We start from the raw sequence: 15,982 nt of genomic DNA, 5'->3' as shown, positions 1-15,982 counted from the left end.
AACGAAACCCGGCCGGCGTTGCCGCCGACCGGGTCCCCCACCTGTTGGCGGGTTGAGGGGCGGGCCGAACACCCGCCCCCGATCCGTTTAGAAGTAGAAGCCGCGGATCACGTCGACCACCACGCCGCGGCGGTAATCGATCAGCACCACGTCGTCATAATGGCGAATCCAGCGCTGGTTCGCGCGGGGCGCGGGCAGCCGATAGCGATACGGATCGCTGATCCAGTAGCGCTGGCCATAATAGGTCGGCGCGATTCGTGCGCCGGCACGCCACTGGTTGTAGCGGAACGGCGCGCGCCAGTTGCCGCGGGCATAGAGCGCGCGGTTGCGGCCGCGCCAGTCGCGCCAGTCGTTGCGGCCCCAGGCCCGGCGATAGTCGCGGCGATCCTCGCGCAGTTCGCGGCGCGCGTCGCGGACGTCGCGGCGCTCCTCGCGGATATCGCGGCGGTCGCCGTAACGCTGCGCCTGACGCAGTTCGCGGCGCTCCTCGCGCAGGTCGCGTCGGCTGTCCTGCACCTCGCGATACGACTGGGCGCTGGCGACGCCCGGCACCGCTAGCGACGGGATCGCAACGGCGGCCATCAGGGCGGTGGTGATGAGCTTTCGCATGTCTAGTTCCTCCATGTTTTGCCCCCGGACCCCACAACCGACGAATCGGCAAAAGGTCCGTGCTGGGAACGGATATGGAGCCCGGCCACTGAACCGGCCGGGAACGCGACTGTCAGCGAAGCGAAAGGTTTAGGGTCAGGGGCCGGTGTTGCTGCCGCCGCCGCCACCCGGCGCGCCCGCGGCGCCGACGGTGCCGATATTGCCGAACAGCTCCTGGAAGAAGCTCTTCTCGCGGCCCAGCGTCGGCGTCTTCTTCGACGTCGGGCTGACCTGCGCGACCTGCTCCAGCCCCATGCGGTCGATGCTGCTCACCGTGCCGTTCGGGTCGAAGCGGACGCGCAGCGTCGTCTGCGCCCGCGCCTTCGGATTGTTGAAGGCATAGTTGCGGCTGTCGCGAGCGACATAATACCACTCGCCCTCGTTGAACTGCGCGGTCAGCGTCGGCTTGCCGAGCGTGCGCAGCACCGATTCGCGATTGTCGACGCCCGGCTGGACCGAGTTCACGAGGTCGGCGTCGATGACATAGCCCTGATGGCTGCGCAGCGGCGCGCACGCGCTCGCCGCGACCGAAAGGGCCAGCAGCATCGCGATCGCACGGGGACCGGTGGACGCCATCGAAATCTCCTGAACTCAAAGCACGGGCAACGGCGCGGACGACATGATTGCATCGGCCGCGCGGTGCCTCAATATGCGGGGTAGCCGCCGCGAACAAGGTGTGTGCGCGGCGCGAGCGATTTCAAGGAACGAGATGGGACTTTTTCAACGCCTGTTCGGCAAGGCCGCCCCGCGGGAGGGCGAGCCGCTCTACGCCGCCATCGTCGAGCGGGCGCGCCAGCCGCACTGGTATGTCGAGGGCGGCGTGCCCGACACGATCGACGGGCGGTTCGACATGGTCGCCGCGGTGCTGGCGATGGTGCTGCTGCGGCTGGAGAGCGATGGCGAACGGTCGGCGGCGCTGTCCGCCTCGCTCGCCGAATGCTTCATCGAGGATATGGACGTCCAGCTTCGCCAGCAGGGCGTCGGCGACATCATGGTCGGCAAGCATATCGGCAAGATGATGGGGATGCTCGGCGGCCGCCTCGGCGCGTATCGCGACGGGCTGGCGGGCGGCGACCTCGACGGCGCGATCGTCCGCAACGTGTGGCGGGGCGAAACCCCGCCCCCCGCGGCGCTGGCGCATGTGCGCGAGGGGCTGGTCGGGTTTCGCAGCGACCTGAACGGCATGGGCGCCGACCGGTTGCGCGAGGGGGTGCTGCCATGACCCCGGAGTTTTCCCGCCCCCTCCGCCTCGACCAGATCGGCGCGGGCGACAACAAGCTGTCGATCGACGCGAACGAGGCCGAGCGGGCGGCGCTCGCGCGGCGGTTCGAGCTCATCTCGCTCGACAGCCTCCATGCCGACTATGCGGTGCGCCGCGATGCCGCGGGCGTGCTCGCGACCGGGCGACTGACGGGCAAGGTGGTGCAGGCATGCGTCGCCACCGCCGCGCCGGTGCCGGCGACAATCGACGAAGCCTTCACGCTGCGCTTCCTGCCCGAACCCGGCGACGAGGCGCCGGAGGAGGTCGAACTGGACGAGGCCGATTGCGACACGATGTTCTACACCGGCAGCGCGATCGACTTGGGCGAGGCGGCGGCGGAGACGCTGGCGCTCGCGCTCGACCCCTTCCCCCGCGCGCCGGGCGCCGAGGAAGCGCTGCGCGAGGCGGGCGTGATCGAGGAGGGCGCGGTGACGCCGCTCTCCGGCCTTGCCGCCGCGCTTCAGGAGAAGCTGAAGAAGTAGCGCGGGACAGACGCGGCGACCCGGATCGCCGCGCCGTCGCTCATTCGAACTCGAGGATCGCCGCGTCGACCGCCAGGCTCTCGCCGGGCTGGTGATTGACCCGGGCGACAGTGCCCGCGCGTTCGGCGCGCAGGATGTTCTCCATCTTCATGGCCTCGACCACCGCCAGCGGCTGCCCCGCCTCGACCCGGTCACCCTCGCCCACTTCCAGCCGGGTGAGCAGACCCGGCATCGGACAGAGCAGGAACTTCGAGGTGTCGGGCGGCAGCTTCTCGATCATGTGCGCCGCCAGCGGGGCGATGTGCGCGGGGAGCACGCGGACATTGTGCGCCGCCCCGCGCGTGGTCAGTCGCCAGCCGCCGCGCGTGGGCGCGACCTGCACCGACAACGCCTCGCCATCGATGACCGCGTGGACGAGGCGCGCGCCGGGGCGGAAGTCGTGCTCGACCGACAGCGTCTGTCCGTCGACGCTCACGCCCGTGCCCAGCTCGACCGCGAAATCCGCCTCGCCGATCCGCGCGGTCCACGCTTGCGGCGCGGTCAGCGCGTCGCCGAGCTGCCCGCCGATCGTCCGCGCACGCGCCGCCGTCGCCTCCGCGATCACGGCCGCCAGCGCCGCCAGCTTGCGCTGAAGCCCCGCATCGGCGGGCGCGCCGGTGAAGCCCTCGGGATATTCCTCCGCGATGAAGCCGGTCGTCAGCGCGCCCGAGCGGAAGCGCGGATGCTGCATCAGCGCCGACAGGAAATCGACATTGTTGCCCACCCCCTCGACCACGAACTGATCGAGCGCCGCGACCTGAAGGTCCGCCGCCTCGTCGCGGGTCGGTGCCCAGGTGACGAGCTTGGCGATCATGGGGTCGTAGAACATGCTGACCTCGCCCCCCTCGGCCACGCCGTCGTCGACGCGGGTGTAGCCGGCGGTGGCCGTCTCGCCATAAGGCGTCCCCTCCGCCGCGGGCGGGGCGTAGCGCACCAGCCGACCGGTGCTCGGCAGGAAGCCGCGATACGGGTCCTCGGCATAGACGCGGTTCTCGATCGCCCAGCCGTCGAGCTTCACCTCGTCCTGCCCGAAGGCGAGGGGCTCACCCGCCGCGACGCGGATCATCTGCTCGACCAGGTCGAGGCCGGTGATCGCCTCCGTCACCGGATGCTCGACCTGAAGCCGGGTGTTCATTTCCAGGAAGTAAAAGCCGTCGCCGGTGGTGTCGGCGCCCGACACGATCAGCTCGACCGTACCGGCGCTATAGTATCCCACCGCGCGAGCCAGCGCGACCGCCTGCTCGCCCATCTTGCGCCGCATCGCGGGGGTGACGAAAGGCGACGGCGCTTCCTCGACCACCTTCTGGTGGCGGCGCTGGATCGAGCATTCGCGCTCGCCCAGATAGACGATGTTGCCGTGCTGGTCGCCCAGCACCTGGATCTCGATATGCCGCGGCTGCTCGATGAACTTCTCGATGAACACGCGGTCGTCGCCGAAGCTCGCCAGCCCCTCGCGCTTGGTCGCCTCGAACCCCTCGCGCACGTCCTGCTCGGAGTAGGCGAGGCGCATCCCCTTGCCGCCGCCGCCGGCCGACGCCTTCATCATCACCGGATAGCCGATGTCCGACGCGATCCGCACCGCCTCGTCGGTGTCGGCGATCTCGCCGAGGAAGCCGGGCACGACGTTGACGCCCGCCGCCTTGGCGAGCTTCTTCGACTCGATCTTGTCCCCCATCGCCGCGATCGCATTGGGCGGCGGGCCGACAAAGGCGATGCCGGCGTCGGCGCACGCGCGCGCGAAACTCTCGCGCTCGGACAGGAAGCCGTAGCCGGGATGGATGCAGTCCGAGCCCGTTTCCTTCGCGGCGAGCAGGATCAGATCGGCCTTGAGATAGCTCTCCGCCGCCGGCGCCGGGCCGAGGCGGACCGCTTCGTCGGCCATGAGCACGTGCGGCGAGCGCGCATCGGCATCCGAATAGACCGCGACGGTCTTCAACCCCATGCGCTTGGCCGTGCGGAACACCCGGCAAGCGATTTCGCCGCGATTGGCGACGAGGATTTTCTTGAACATTAGTTGGGAACCTCGATCGGATCGCCGTGCATAAACATGCCGGTTATAAACATGGCCCCGCAGATCAGAACGAGGTCGATCACACCGATGACGATCGCTTTACCCCAGTTCATCGCGCATGCCCCACGACCTCGTCACCCCGGACTTGATCCGGGGTCCCGCTTTCTTCTGCGGGGGAAAGGCAGCGCGACCCCGGCTCAAGGCCGGGGTGACGGGGTGCTTCCGCCGCCATCGCCGTCAGCCCCAGCTTCGCGAACAGCGCGCCGTCCGCATCATCCCCGGCATTCCCCGTCGTCAACAGCTTGTCGCCGGTGAAGATCGAGTTCGCGCCGGCGAGGAAGCAGAGCGCCTGCGTCGCCTCGCTCATGCTCTCGCGGCCGGCGCTCAGGCGCACCATGCTCGCCGGCATGGTGATGCGCGCGACCGCGACGGTGCGGACGAACTCGATATCGTCGATCTTCGCCATCGGCGTGTCGGCGAGCATGTCGCCCAGCGGCGTGCCCTTCACCGGCACCAGCGCGTTGACCGGTACGCTTTCGGGCGGCGTGGGCAGATTGGCGAGCGCGTGGATGAAGCCCACCCGGTCGCTGCGCGCCTCGCCCAGCCCGACGATCCCGCCGGAGCACACGTTGATTCCCGCCGCGCGCACCGCGTCCAGCGTGTCGAGCCGGTCCTCGAACGTGCGCGTCGTGATGACCTTCGCGTAATGCTCGGGCGAGGTGTCGATATTGTGGTTGTAATAGTCGAGCCCCGCCTCGGCGAGCTGCCCGGCCTGCGCCGGCGTCAGCATGCCAAGCGTCATGCAGGTTTCCATCCCCATCTGGCGCACGCCCTTCACCATCTCCACGATCGCGGGCATGTCGCGGTCCTTGGGATTGCGCCACGCCGCACCCATGCAGAAGCGGGTGGAGCCGTTGTCCTTGGCCTCCGCCGCCGCCTGCATCACCGCGCGCACGTCCATGAGTTTGGTGGCCTTTAGCCCCGTTTCCGCGCCCGCCGCCTGGTTGCAGTATCCGCAATCCTCGGGACAGCCGCCGGTCTTGATCGACAACAGCGTCGACCGCTGGACCTGGTTCGCCGGGTGGTTCGCCCGGTGCACCTCGGCCGCGCGGAACACGAGTTCGGTGAAGGGCAGGTCGTAAAGCTCTGCGATCGCCTCGCGCGACCAACGCTCGGTCTGCGTTTCGATCGGGGTCATGTCGTTCACTCGGCCGTCTCCGTTTCGGGCGCCATGTTGTGACCGAGGAGGCGCAGCACCTCCTCCGCCGCGGTGATGAGGTTGGTGCCGGGGCCGAAGATCGCCTGCACCCCGGCATCGCGCAGGAACTGATAGTCCTGTGCAGGGATCACGCCGCCCGCGATCACGCGAATGTCGGAGCGGCCCGCGTCGCGCAGATGGCCGATCAACTCGGGAATCAGCGTCTTGTGCCCGGCGGCGAGGCTGGAGGCGCCGACCACATCCACGTCCTGCTCGATCGCGAGCTTCGCGGCTTCCTCGGGCGTCTGGAACAGCGGGCCGGGCACCACGTCAAAGCCCAAATCGCCGAACATGCTCGACACGAGGTTGGCCCCGCGGTCGTGGCCGTCCTGCCCCATCTTGGCGACGAACATGCGCGGTTTGCGGCCCATCCGCCGCTCGGTCGCGGCGACGCCGTCGGTCAGGCGCGTCCAACGCGCGTCGCCCTCATATGCGCCGCCATAGATGCCTGCGACCGGCGTCGGCTGCGTGCCGTAGCGGCCGAACACCGCCTCCATCGATGCCGAAATCTCGCCCAGCGTCGCGCGGGCGCGGGCGGCGTCCACGGCGAGCGCCAGCAGGTTGGCGTTGCCCGCCGCGCCTTCGCGCAGCGCGGCCAGCGCCGCCTGGCACGCTGCTTCGTCACGGGTTTCGCGGACGCGGGTGATGCGCGCGATCTGGCTCTGGCGGACCGCCTGGTTGTCGATGTCGAGGATCTCGACCGGATCCTCGTCCTTCAGCCGGTATTTGTTGACGCCGACGATCACGTCCTCGCCGCGATCGACACGCGCGGCGCGGGCGGCAGAGGCTTCCTCGATCATCGCCTTGGGCCAGCCGGCGGCGACCGCCTGTGCCATGCCGCCCTCGCCCTCGACACGCTCGATGATCTCCCACGCGCGATCGACGAGGTCCTTGGTCAACGCTTCGATGTAGTAGCTGCCGCCTAGCGGATCGACGACCTTGGTGATCCCCGTCTCTTCGGCCAGCACGATCTGCGTGTTGCGCGCGATCCGGGCGGAGAAGTCGGTGGGCAGCGCGATCGCCTCGTCGAGCGCATTGGTGTGCAGGCTCTGCGTCCCGCCCAGCACCGCCGCCATCGCCTCGACCGTGGTGCGGATGACGTTGTTGTAGGGGTCCTGCTCCTGCAAGCTGACACCGCTGGTCTGGCAGTGGGTGCGCAGCATCTTGGACCGTTCGTCCTTCGCGCCCAAGTCGGTCATTACCCGGTGCCACAGCGTCCGCGCGGCGCGGAGCTTCGCGACCTCCATGAAGAAGTTCATGCCGATCGCGAAGAAGAAGGACAGCCGCCCGGCGAACTTGTCGATGTCGAGACCTGCGGCGATCCCCGCCTTCGCGTACTCGCGCCCGTCGGCGATGGTGAAGGCCAGCTCCTGCACCTGCGTCGCGCCGGCTTCCTGCATGTGATAGCCGGAGATGCTGATGCTGTTGAACTTGGGCATATGCTCGGAAGTGTAAGCGAAGATGTCCGAGATGATCCGCATGCTTGGCGCAGGCGGGTAGATGTACGTGTTGCGGACCATGAACTCCTTGAGAATGTCGTTCTGGATGGTCCCGTCGAGCTGGGCCTGCGCGACGCCCTGCTCCTCGCCCGCGACAATGAAGAAGGCGAGGATCGGGATCACCGCGCCGTTCATCGTCATGCTGACCGACATCTGATCGAGCGGGATGCCGTCGAACAGGATCTTCATGTCCTCGACGCTGTCGATCGCGACGCCCGCCTTGCCCACGTCGCCGACGACGCGCGGATGGTCGCTGTCGTAGCCGCGGTGCGTGGCGAGGTCGAAGGCGACGCTCAGCCCCTTTTGCCCGGCGGCCAGGTTGCGACGATAGAAGGCGTTCGATTCCTCGGCAGTCGAGAAGCCGGCATATTGCCGGATCGTCCAGGGGCGCCCGGCATACATCGACGCACGCACCCCGCGCGTGAACGGCGCGAAGCCGGGAAGGCCGGGGTCCCAGCCCTCATTGTCCTTGGCGGTGTAGAGCGGCTTGACCGCAATCCCCTCGGGCGTTTGCCAGGTGAGGTCGCGGCCCTTCACCTCCTTGTCGGCGAGTGCCTTCCAGTCGGCGGGGGTGGGCTTGTCGGTCATCGAATAGGTCCGTTCACTGGCCCGTGAAAGCGGGCTTACGCTTGCTGAGGAAGGCCATGCCCCCCTCCATCGAATCGCGGCTGCCGCGCGCTTGCTGCTGGGCCTTCGCCTCGACCAGCATCGCGGTCGCATAGTCGCTTTCCGCCGCGCCGTGCAGCGCGCGGCGCATCAGCCCGAGCGCGACGGTCGGCCCCGCCGCCAGCCGCTCGGCGAGCGCAAAGGCCGCTTCGTCCAGCGCCTCGTCGGCGACGACCTTGTGGATCATGCCCCATTCGAGCGCCTTGTCGGCGAGTACCCGCTCGCCCAGCATCATCATCTCGGCCGCCCGCGCGCGCCCGATCAGGCGCTGGAGCATCCACGATGCGCCGCCATCGGGGACGAGGCCGATATTGACGAACGCCTGCAGGAAATAGGCGGTGTCGCTCGCGACGCAGAAATCGGCGGCGAGCGCGAGGCTGCACCCGATCCCCGCCGCCGGCCCGCGCACCGCGCTGACCACTGGCACGGCAAGGTCGGCCAGCGCGAGCAGTGCCGGGTTGTAGTGATCGTTGAGTGCCGCGAACGTCGCCGCGCCGGGGTCCTCGGCATTGAGCGCCCCACCCGCCACATCGGCACCCGAGCAGAACCCCCGCCCCGCCCCGGCGATCAGCACCGCGCGCGCGCCATTGAGGTCGCCGATCGCCGCGCGTAACTCGTCGAACATCGCCGGCGGTGCGGCATTCAGGCGGTCGGGCCGGTTGAGCGTCAACACCAGCACGTCGCCGCGCCGCTCGGCCAGGATATGCTCGAACGCCATCAATGCGCCTCCTTCGGCGTTTCCATGATCTCGGTCAGCACCCCGCCCATATCGCGTGGGTGGACGAAGAAGATCGGCGTCCCGTGCGCGCCGATGCGAGGCTCGCCGAGCACGCGCGCGCCCTTCCCCTCGAACCATGCCTTCGCCGCATGAATGTCGGGCACCTCGTAACAAAGGTGATGCTGCCCCCCCGCCGGGTTCTTCTCGAGGAACGCGCGGGTGGGCGATGCGTCGCCCAGCGGCTCGATCAGCTCGATCTGCGTGTTGGGCGTGTCGACGAAGCACACGCGTACGCCCTGCGCGGGCAGGTCGAATGGCTCGCCGATCGCGGTCGCGCCCAGCACGTCGCGATAGAGAGCGATGGAGGCTTCGATCGACGGCGTCGCGACGCCGACATGGTTGAGGCGGCCGAGATTCATCCCTCGATCCGCGGAGTTTGCGCGTTGCGCTGGGTCATTTCGATCATCGTCTCGATCCGGATCACACGCTTGTCGAGCGCGAGCACGTCGCCCGTCAGCCGCCCGAGCGCCTCGCTCTGTTTCTCGCCGACCTTTTCGAGTTGGCGAACCTGTTCCTGAAGCAGCAGCAATTGCTTGATGCCCTTCACCGCGTCGCTGAGCGTGCTCATTGTCGCAGCCCCGCCTCGCGAAGCCGGCGATCCGAATCCTCGATCGCAGCCTCGATCGTCGACGCCGTCCGCTCCAGCCGCGCTTTCATGTCGGGAATCGCCTCGACCAGTTCGCCGACGATCGCGGCGAGTTCGGCGGCAGCTTCGGTTTCCTCGGGATCGTCCGCCTCGACCTTGCGGCGGATATACTCGCCGATCGACACGCCGCCCGCGGCGGCACGCGCCGTCAGCGTCGCCTTGAGCGCCGGGGTCGCGAGAAAGGTCACACGCTCGGTATGCATCAGCGCCTCCTTGTCATTGCAAGGACATTATAAGGTTTGGCTGAGTCGATCGCAACGGGCGGCGATCTGAGGCGACCAAGGATCATGTCAGCACGCCGGAAGCTGGGCGGGACCCTGCCGCACGAACTTGCCGCCGCTGCGCGCATAATGTTCGGTGAAGCTGCGCGTGCCGGTAAAGGCGACGTCGAAGCCGTTTGGGGTGACGTTGGTCAGTTTGCCCTCGAACGACTTGACCGCCGGCCCCTCGACCGCACCGTCGTCGCTGTAGACGGTCTTCACATCGGCGACCTCGACCGGCCCGTCGGGGCGCAGTTCGGTCAGCGCGGTGCTGCCACAGGTATAGCCCTGCCCGGTAAAGCCGCCCGACGCCGCGATGACCGGCACGTCGGCCAGGTCGTTGCGTACCGTCCAGTCGCTCATCTGCCCGAAGCTGCCCTGCACCACCGCCGCGGGGAAGCGCTTGGCGACGGTAAAGCCGCTACCGCTGGGCGTCAGGTAGGCGAGGTCGATCCGCCCGGCGGTGACGTGGCCGAAATTCTCGGCCCGCCCCTCGCTCGCCAGTACGACGCCGAACGGCGCGTCGATCAGGCGATGGTCGGAAAAGGTGTAGCGCTGGCCGTCCTTGTCCTCCACCGCGACCTCGCTCGGGAACGCCGCCTTCACCGCCGCCGCCAGCCGCGCCTCGGGCGAGGCGGCGGAGGTGGCCGACGCGACGGGGGTCGGCTTGGGCTCGGGCGCGGCGGCCTTTTCCGGCTCGCCGCCGCAACCGGCGAGGAGCGCGAGGGTCGCGAGCGGCAGTGCCTTAGAGCGGAATGTTGTCATGCTTCTTCCACGGGTTCTCGAGCGCCTTATTGCGCAGCTTGCGCAGGCCTAGCGCGATGCGGCGCCGCGTGGAGTGGGGCATGATGACCTCGTCGATGAACCCCTTGGAGGCTGCGACGAACGGGTTGGCGAAGCGCGCTTCGTATTCGGCGGTCCGCTCGGCAATCTCCTCGGGCGTGCGGCCGCGGAAGATGATCTCGACCGCGCCCTTGGCGCCCATCACCGCGATCTCGGCAGTCGGCCATGCGTAGTTCAAATCGCCGCGCAGATGCTTCGACGCCATCACGTCGTACGCGCCGCCGTATGCCTTGCGCGTGATGACGGTGATCTTGGGCACCGTCGCCTCGGCATAGGCGAACAGGAGCTTGGCGCCGTGCTTAATGATGCCCGAATGCTCCTGCCCCACGCCGGGCAGGAAGCCGGGCACGTCGACGAAGGTGACGATCGGGATCTCGAACGCGTCGCAGAAGCGGACGAACCGCGCGGCTTTCTTCGACGAATTGATGTCGAGCACGCCCGCCAGCACCATCGGCTGGTTGGCGACGATGCCGACCGTCCGCCCCTCGATCCGGCCGAACCCGCACAGGATGTTGGCGGCATGACCCGGCTGCACCTCGAAGAAATCGCCCTCGTCGACGACCTTTCGAATGAGCTCGTGCATGTCGTACGGCATGTTGGCCGAGGGGGGGATCAGCGTGTCGAGGCTGTGTTCGATCCGGTCGAACGGGTCATCGCTCGGGCGCACCGGCGGCGCTTCCCGGTTCGAGGCGGGCAAGAAGTCCACGAAGTCGCGGGCCGCGAGCAGCGCCTCGATATCGTTGTCGAAGGCCACATCGGCGACCCCCGACTTCGTGGTATGCGTCACCGCGCCGCCCAGTTCCTCCTGCGTGACGATCTCGTTCGTGACGGTCTTCACTACATCCGGGCCGGTGACGAACATGTATGACGAATCCTTCACCATGAAGATGAAGTCCGTCATCGAGGGACTATACACGGCACCGCCCGCGCATGGACCCATGATGAGTGACAGCTGTGGCACGACGCCGCTGGCCAGCACGTTGCGCTGGAACACCTCGGCATAGCCGCCGAGGCTGGCGACGCCCTCCTGAATACGCGCGCCGCCGCTGTCGTTGAGGCCGATCACGGGCGCGCCGACCTTCATCGCCATGTCCATGATCTTGCAGATCTTCTGCGCGTGACGCTCGGACAGCGAGCCGCCGAAGACGGTGAAGTCCTGACTGAACACGAAGACGAGCCGGCCGTTGATCGTCCCCGATCCCGTCACCACGCCGTCGCCGGGCACGATCTGGTCGGGCATACCGAAATCGACGCAATTGTGCTCGACATACATGTCGAGCTCCTCGAACGACCCCTCGTCGAGCAGCACGTCGAGCCGTTCGCGTGCGGTCAGCTTGCCCTTGGCATGCTGGGAGTCGATGCGCTTCTGGCCACCGCCTAGGCGGGCGGCGTCGCGGCGGCGTTCGAGTTCGGCGATGGTCGAGGACATGCGCGCTCCCGCTTTCAACTGCACACCTCCTTTGCGGGCGATGCCGCAAAACGCAAATGCGATGTTGCAAACGTGCGCAACCCATGTTTGCAAAGTCGGATGCACCCCGCCCCGCCCCGCCGCCTGTTCGCCGGTCACCAGCTTCGCGCGCTGCGCCGCACCCACGGGCTGTCCCAGGCACAGGCCGCCGCGCGGCTCGGCATCTCGACCAGTTACCTGTCGCAGATCGAGAATGGCGACCGGCCGCTAACCGAACTGGTGCTCGCCGCGCTGGGCAAGGCATTCCCGCAGGACTGGCGCTCGATCGGCGAGGATGCGGCGCTCGCCGCCGCCGCGCTCGCCGCCGCGACCGATGCGGGCATCGACGGAGCGGTGGAGCCCGACCCGGGCCTTGCCCGCGCGCTGCGGCAGCAGCCGCAGCTGGCCCGCCGTCTCGTAGCGCTCCACGCCGCCTATCAGCGTGTCGAGGCGCAGGTCCGCGTCCTCGACGACCGCGTGCAATCGGGCGAGAGCGCGGCGCGCCAGCCATGGGAGGCGGTGCGGGACTGGTTTCACGATGCGGGCAATTATGTCGACGCGCTCGACCGGGGCGCGGAGGCGCTCGCCGCCCGCTTCCCGCGCGGCGCGCCGCCCAACCGTGCGATCGCCGAGCGGCTGCGCGCGCGCCACCGGGTGACGATCGAGCGCGGCGATGCGAACGGGGCGCTGCGCACTTACGATCCCGCGCGCCGCACCCTCCGCCTCGACCGCGCGCTGCCGCCCGAGAGCACCGCGTTCCAGCTTGCGCACCAGCTCGCCCGGCTGGAGCTGGCCGAGACGATTGACGCGACGGTGGCGGGCTCCGGCCTCGACGATCCCGCCGCCCGCGCGCTGCTGTCAGTGGGGCTCGCCAACTATGCCGCGGGCGCGCTGACGATGCCGTACGAAGCGTTTCGCGAGGCAGCGCGGGTGGAGCGCCACGACATCGACCGGCTGCGCGAGGATTTCGGCGTGAGCTTCGAGCAGGCTTGCCACCGGCTCTCGACGCTTCAGCGCCCCGGCGCGTCGGGGGTGCCGGTGTTCTTCTGCCGCGTCGACATGGCGGGGAACATCACCAAGCGGCACTCGGCCACGCCGCTGCAGTTCGCGCGCTTCGGCGGCGCGTGCCCCCTGTGGATCGTGCACGAGGCGGCGGCGATCCCCGACCGCATCCTCGTCCAGCGCGCCGAGACGCCCGATGGCGTCCGCTACGTCATCATGGCCAAGGGGCTGGTGAAGCCGAGCGGCAGCTTCACCCGCGCGCCGCGCCGATACGCGGTGACGCTGGGGTGCGAAGCGGCGCAGGCGCGCGACTTCGTCTATGCCGATGCGCTGGCGACGGGCGGCGGGGCGACGCCGATCGGCAGTTCGTGCCGGATCTGCCCCCGCCTCGACTGCGACCAGCGCGCCTTCCCGCCGGCGGCGTCCACCATCGCGATCGACCCCGACGCGCGGGGGGTGGTGCCGTACGGGTTCAGTTGAGCCGGCTTCGTCACCCCGGGCTTGACCCGGGGTCCCGCTTCTTCCTTCTTCGTCGGCGGCAAAAGAAGAAGCGGGATCCCGGATCAAGTCCGGGATGACGGGGGGGTGTGGTTGCTGTGTGCCCCGCCAACATGGCAGGATGCCGCAAAACAGACCCGAGGAGAGAGCCATGGCGACCGCGATCCGCGAAAGCACGATCATGTCCGATGCGGAGTGGGAGGCGCGCCAGCAGCTTGCCGCCTGTTACCGCGTGTTCGACCATCTCGGCTGGTCGGAAATGATCTACAACCACATCACGCTGAAGGTGCCGGGCGAGGAGGGCGCGTTCCTCATCAACCCGTTCGGCCTGCATTTCAGCGAGGTGAAGGCATCGAACCTCGTCAAGATCGACCTGGACGGCAACAAGCTCGACGCCTCGCCCTATCCGGTCAACCGCGCGGGGTTCGTCCAGCATGCGGTGTTCCACCGCCACCTGCCCGACGCGCACTGCATCATGCACACGCACACGACCGCTGGGATGGCGGTCAGCTCGCTCGAGGGCGGGCTTCGTCCGATCAACTTCTATGCCGCCAATTTCGCCGGTCAGATCGCCTATCACGATTTCGAGGGCGTCACCGTCCGCGACGAGGAGGGCGCGCGGCTGGTCGAGCATCTGGGCGACAAGCGGGTCATGCTCCTCAGGAACCACGGCATCGTCGCGATGGGTCGGACATTGCCCGAGGCGTTCATCCGCCACTGGTCGCTCCAGCGCGCGTGCGAGATCCAGCTGGCGACGATGAGCATGGGCACGCCGATCGAAGTGCCGGCTGAGGTCGTCGCCGTCCACCAGCGCGACATCGGCCAGGCACAGGCGCCGGGCGGGCCGGGTGCCGCCGACTTCGCCGCGATGGTCCGGCTGGTCGATCGCATCGACCGGAGCTGGCGGGAGTAATTGGCCCTTGAGCGGTACCGGCCCGCTCCCCCATCCGGCCACCCACTGAGTATCCTGCTGGGCGGCCGGGTGGGGGAGCGGGCCGGTGCCGCCAACCGGCGTGAGCCGACAAAGACAGTAGCTTGCGGGGCGGCGGGCGGTCGTTACAACCCGGCGGCAAAAGGGGAAAATGCCGCATGTCGCTTCGTACGTTCGCCTGCCTTGCCGCCCTAGCTATCGCCGCGCCGCTCGCCGCGCAGGACAAGCCCGCGGCCAAGGATGATGCCGCCGACGCCGCGATCCCCGCGCCGGTCCGCTCGGTCACGCGGCACAGCGGTAGCTTCGGCGGCACGCGCATCGCCTATCGCGCGATCGCCGGCGACACGTACCTGAAGGACAAGGACGGCAAGCCGCTCGCGTCGATCACTTCGTACAGCTATATCAAGGAGGGGCCGGTCGACCCCAACCGCCCCGTGACGTTCCTGTGGAACGGCGGGCCGGGCTCGGGCTCGCTCTGGCTCCAGATGGGGGCGTTCGGGCCGAAGCGCGTCGTCATCCCGTCGGACGCGCGCGACGATGGGGCGCCGCCCTATCCGATGGTCGACAATGCCGAATCGCTGCTCGATGTCACCGACCTCGTGTTCATCGACCCGGTCGGCACCGGGTTCAGCCGCGCGCTCGGCAAGACCGATCCGAAGGATTACTGGGGCATCACAAAGGACGCCAGGTCGATGGCGGCGTTCATCCGCCTGTGGCTGAACGAGAACGGCCGCTGGAACGCGCCCAAGTTCATCGGCGGCGAAAGCTATGGCACCACCCGTTCGGCAGCAGTCATCAAGGAGCTGGAAGGGTCGTACACCGACGTCGCGATCAACGGCATCATCCTCATCTCCTCGATCCTCGACTTCAGCCAGGCGGCGGATACGCCCGGCAACGAGCTGGGCTATGTCACCAACCTTCCCTCGATGGCGGCAACGGCCTGGTATCACGACAAGGTGCCGAACAAGCCTGCGACCGTGGAGGCGTTCGTCGAGGAGGCACGGCAGTTCGCGATTGGTCCCTATGCCGCCGCGCTGCTCAAGGGCAATTCGCTGTCGGCGCAGGAGCGCCAGCAGATCCTGCCGCAACTCTCCCGCTTCACCGGCGTCAACCAAACCTATCTGGCACAGGCCGACCTGCGCCTGTCGCCCAGCCGCTTCTACAAGGAATTGCTGCGCGATCAGGGCAAGGTCATCGGCCGGCTCGACACGCGCTATACCGGCCGCGACTATGACAATGCCGGCGAGACGCCCGACAACGACCCCAGCTTCTACGCGATCGACGGCGCGTACACCGCGGCGATGAACCAGTGGTCGCGCGAGGGGCTGAAATACTCGCCCGACCTCACCTATTCGTCGATCGGCGGGGTGCGCGACTGGGACTGGAACATCGGCGAGGGGCCGCGCGGCGGCTCGGGCTATCTGAACGTCGCGCCGTGGATCGGGACGGCGATGCGCGAGAACAGCGGGCTGCGTGTGTTCGTCGGCCAGGGCTATTACGACTTCGCCACGCCCTTCTTCGGCGCGGAGTATTCGCTCAACCGGACGGGCATCCCCAATGACGGGCGGATCGTCTGGAAATATTATAACGCCGGCCACATGATGTACGTGCGCGAGGACGACCTCAGGAAATTGTCGAGCGATATCCGCGCCTTCATCCGCGCGCGGTAGGAAAGCGGACCGAGCCGCGCGCCACAAGCGCGCGCAGCGCGTT

Annotated in this window: 16 protein-coding genes; 5 read left to right on the top strand and 11 right to left on the bottom strand. The window is 68.3% G+C overall.

All coding sequences use genetic code 11. The features are described 5' to 3' along the window. Positions 1 to 87 precede the first annotated feature (87 nt). Both FHR19_RS02530 and FHR19_RS02525 read right to left on the bottom strand, forming a co-directional pair. Positions 88 to 609, bottom strand: coding sequence for an RcnB family protein (locus FHR19_RS02530; RefSeq protein ID WP_184023872.1), 522 nt, complete (start codon positions 607 to 609; stop codon positions 88 to 90). Positions 610 to 744: 135 nt separating this feature from the next. Beyond that, complete coding sequence (locus FHR19_RS02525; protein ID WP_184023870.1) at positions 745 to 1,224, bottom strand: outer membrane protein assembly factor BamE; 480 nt, start codon at positions 1,222 to 1,224, stop codon at positions 745 to 747. Positions 1,225 to 1,357: 133 nt separating this feature from the next. Here FHR19_RS02525 and FHR19_RS02520 point away from each other — a divergent pair, with 133 nt between their 5' ends. Together FHR19_RS02520 and FHR19_RS02515 are read left to right on the top strand one after the other, a co-directional pair. Next, positions 1,358 to 1,870, top strand: a complete 513-nt coding sequence (locus tag FHR19_RS02520) for a ubiquinol-cytochrome C chaperone family protein (RefSeq protein WP_184023868.1) — start codon at positions 1,358 to 1,360, stop codon at positions 1,868 to 1,870. Then, positions 1,867 to 2,391, top strand: a complete 525-nt coding sequence (locus tag FHR19_RS02515; RefSeq protein ID WP_184023865.1) for a YceD family protein — start codon at positions 1,867 to 1,869, stop codon at positions 2,389 to 2,391. Before FHR19_RS02520 ends, FHR19_RS02515 begins: the two co-directional genes overlap by 4 nt. Positions 2,392 to 2,431: 40 nt before the next feature. On the opposite strand, the gene FHR19_RS02510 is transcribed toward FHR19_RS02515, so the two are convergent. The 9 genes from FHR19_RS02510 to FHR19_RS02470 all read right to left on the bottom strand — a co-directional run bounded on the left by FHR19_RS02510 (position 2,432) and on the right by FHR19_RS02470 (position 11,820). Then, positions 2,432 to 4,441, bottom strand: a complete 2,010-nt coding sequence (locus tag FHR19_RS02510; RefSeq protein ID WP_184023862.1) for an acetyl-CoA carboxylase biotin carboxylase subunit — start codon at positions 4,439 to 4,441, stop codon at positions 2,432 to 2,434. 109 nt (positions 4,442 to 4,550) lie between these two features. Beyond that, positions 4,551 to 5,639, bottom strand: a complete 1,089-nt coding sequence (gene bioB / locus FHR19_RS02505; RefSeq protein WP_184025766.1) for a biotin synthase BioB — start codon at positions 5,637 to 5,639, stop codon at positions 4,551 to 4,553. A 5-nt stretch (positions 5,640 to 5,644) separates the two neighbouring features. Next, entirely contained in the window at positions 5,645 to 7,786 is a 2,142-nt protein-coding gene (scpA, locus tag FHR19_RS02500; RefSeq protein WP_184023859.1) for a methylmalonyl-CoA mutase, read from the bottom strand. A gap of 13 nt (positions 7,787 to 7,799) precedes the next feature. After that, positions 7,800 to 8,582, bottom strand: a complete 783-nt coding sequence (locus FHR19_RS02495) for an enoyl-CoA hydratase-related protein (RefSeq protein WP_184023857.1) — start codon at positions 8,580 to 8,582, stop codon at positions 7,800 to 7,802. Beyond that, complete coding sequence (gene mce, locus FHR19_RS02490; protein ID WP_184023855.1) at positions 8,582 to 9,001, bottom strand: methylmalonyl-CoA epimerase; 420 nt, start codon at positions 8,999 to 9,001, stop codon at positions 8,582 to 8,584. Before mce ends, FHR19_RS02495 begins: the two co-directional genes overlap by 1 nt. Beyond that, complete coding sequence (locus FHR19_RS02485; RefSeq protein WP_184023853.1) at positions 8,998 to 9,210, bottom strand: hypothetical protein; 213 nt, start codon at positions 9,208 to 9,210, stop codon at positions 8,998 to 9,000. The genes mce and FHR19_RS02485 overlap by 4 nt, the downstream gene beginning before the upstream one ends. Then, the gene (locus FHR19_RS02480; RefSeq protein ID WP_184023851.1) at positions 9,207 to 9,491 is read right to left on the bottom strand and encodes a hypothetical protein; all 285 of its coding nucleotides are present in this window, start codon (positions 9,489 to 9,491) and stop codon (positions 9,207 to 9,209) included. Before FHR19_RS02480 ends, FHR19_RS02485 begins: the two co-directional genes overlap by 4 nt. Before the next feature lie 87 nt (positions 9,492 to 9,578). Next, positions 9,579 to 10,313 carry a hypothetical protein gene (locus FHR19_RS02475; RefSeq protein ID WP_184023849.1) on the bottom strand — a complete coding sequence of 245 codons (735 nt, stop codon included), beginning with the start codon at positions 10,311 to 10,313 and terminating at the stop codon, positions 9,579 to 9,581. Then, on the bottom strand, positions 10,294 to 11,820 hold the full coding sequence (locus FHR19_RS02470) for an acyl-CoA carboxylase subunit beta (protein WP_184023847.1): 1,527 nt from the start codon (positions 11,818 to 11,820) through the stop codon (positions 10,294 to 10,296). The genes FHR19_RS02475 and FHR19_RS02470 overlap by 20 nt, the downstream gene beginning before the upstream one ends. 99 nt (positions 11,821 to 11,919) lie before the next feature. On the opposite strand from FHR19_RS02470, the gene FHR19_RS02465 reads away from it, so the two are divergent. The 3 genes from FHR19_RS02465 (at position 11,920) to FHR19_RS02455 (ending at position 15,939) form a co-directional block, all read left to right on the top strand. Continuing rightward, the gene (locus FHR19_RS02465; RefSeq protein WP_184023845.1) at positions 11,920 to 13,320 is read left to right on the top strand and encodes a helix-turn-helix domain-containing protein; all 1,401 of its coding nucleotides are present in this window, start codon (positions 11,920 to 11,922) and stop codon (positions 13,318 to 13,320) included. Between the two features lie 169 nt (positions 13,321 to 13,489). Further along, complete coding sequence (locus tag FHR19_RS02460; RefSeq protein WP_184023843.1) at positions 13,490 to 14,251, top strand: class II aldolase/adducin family protein; 762 nt, start codon at positions 13,490 to 13,492, stop codon at positions 14,249 to 14,251. A gap of 176 nt (positions 14,252 to 14,427) precedes the next feature. Further along, entirely contained in the window at positions 14,428 to 15,939 is a 1,512-nt protein-coding gene (locus tag FHR19_RS02455) for a S10 family peptidase (protein ID WP_184023840.1), read from the top strand. The last annotated feature ends 43 nt before the right edge of the window (positions 15,940 to 15,982 follow it).

Source organism: Sphingomonas yantingensis (genome assembly GCF_014199325.1).
Lineage (GTDB): Bacteria > Pseudomonadota > Alphaproteobacteria > Sphingomonadales > Sphingomonadaceae > Sphingomonas > Sphingomonas yantingensis.
The sequence above is the reverse complement of the archived record's forward strand: the minus strand, read 5'-3'. Positions and strand labels throughout refer to the sequence as shown.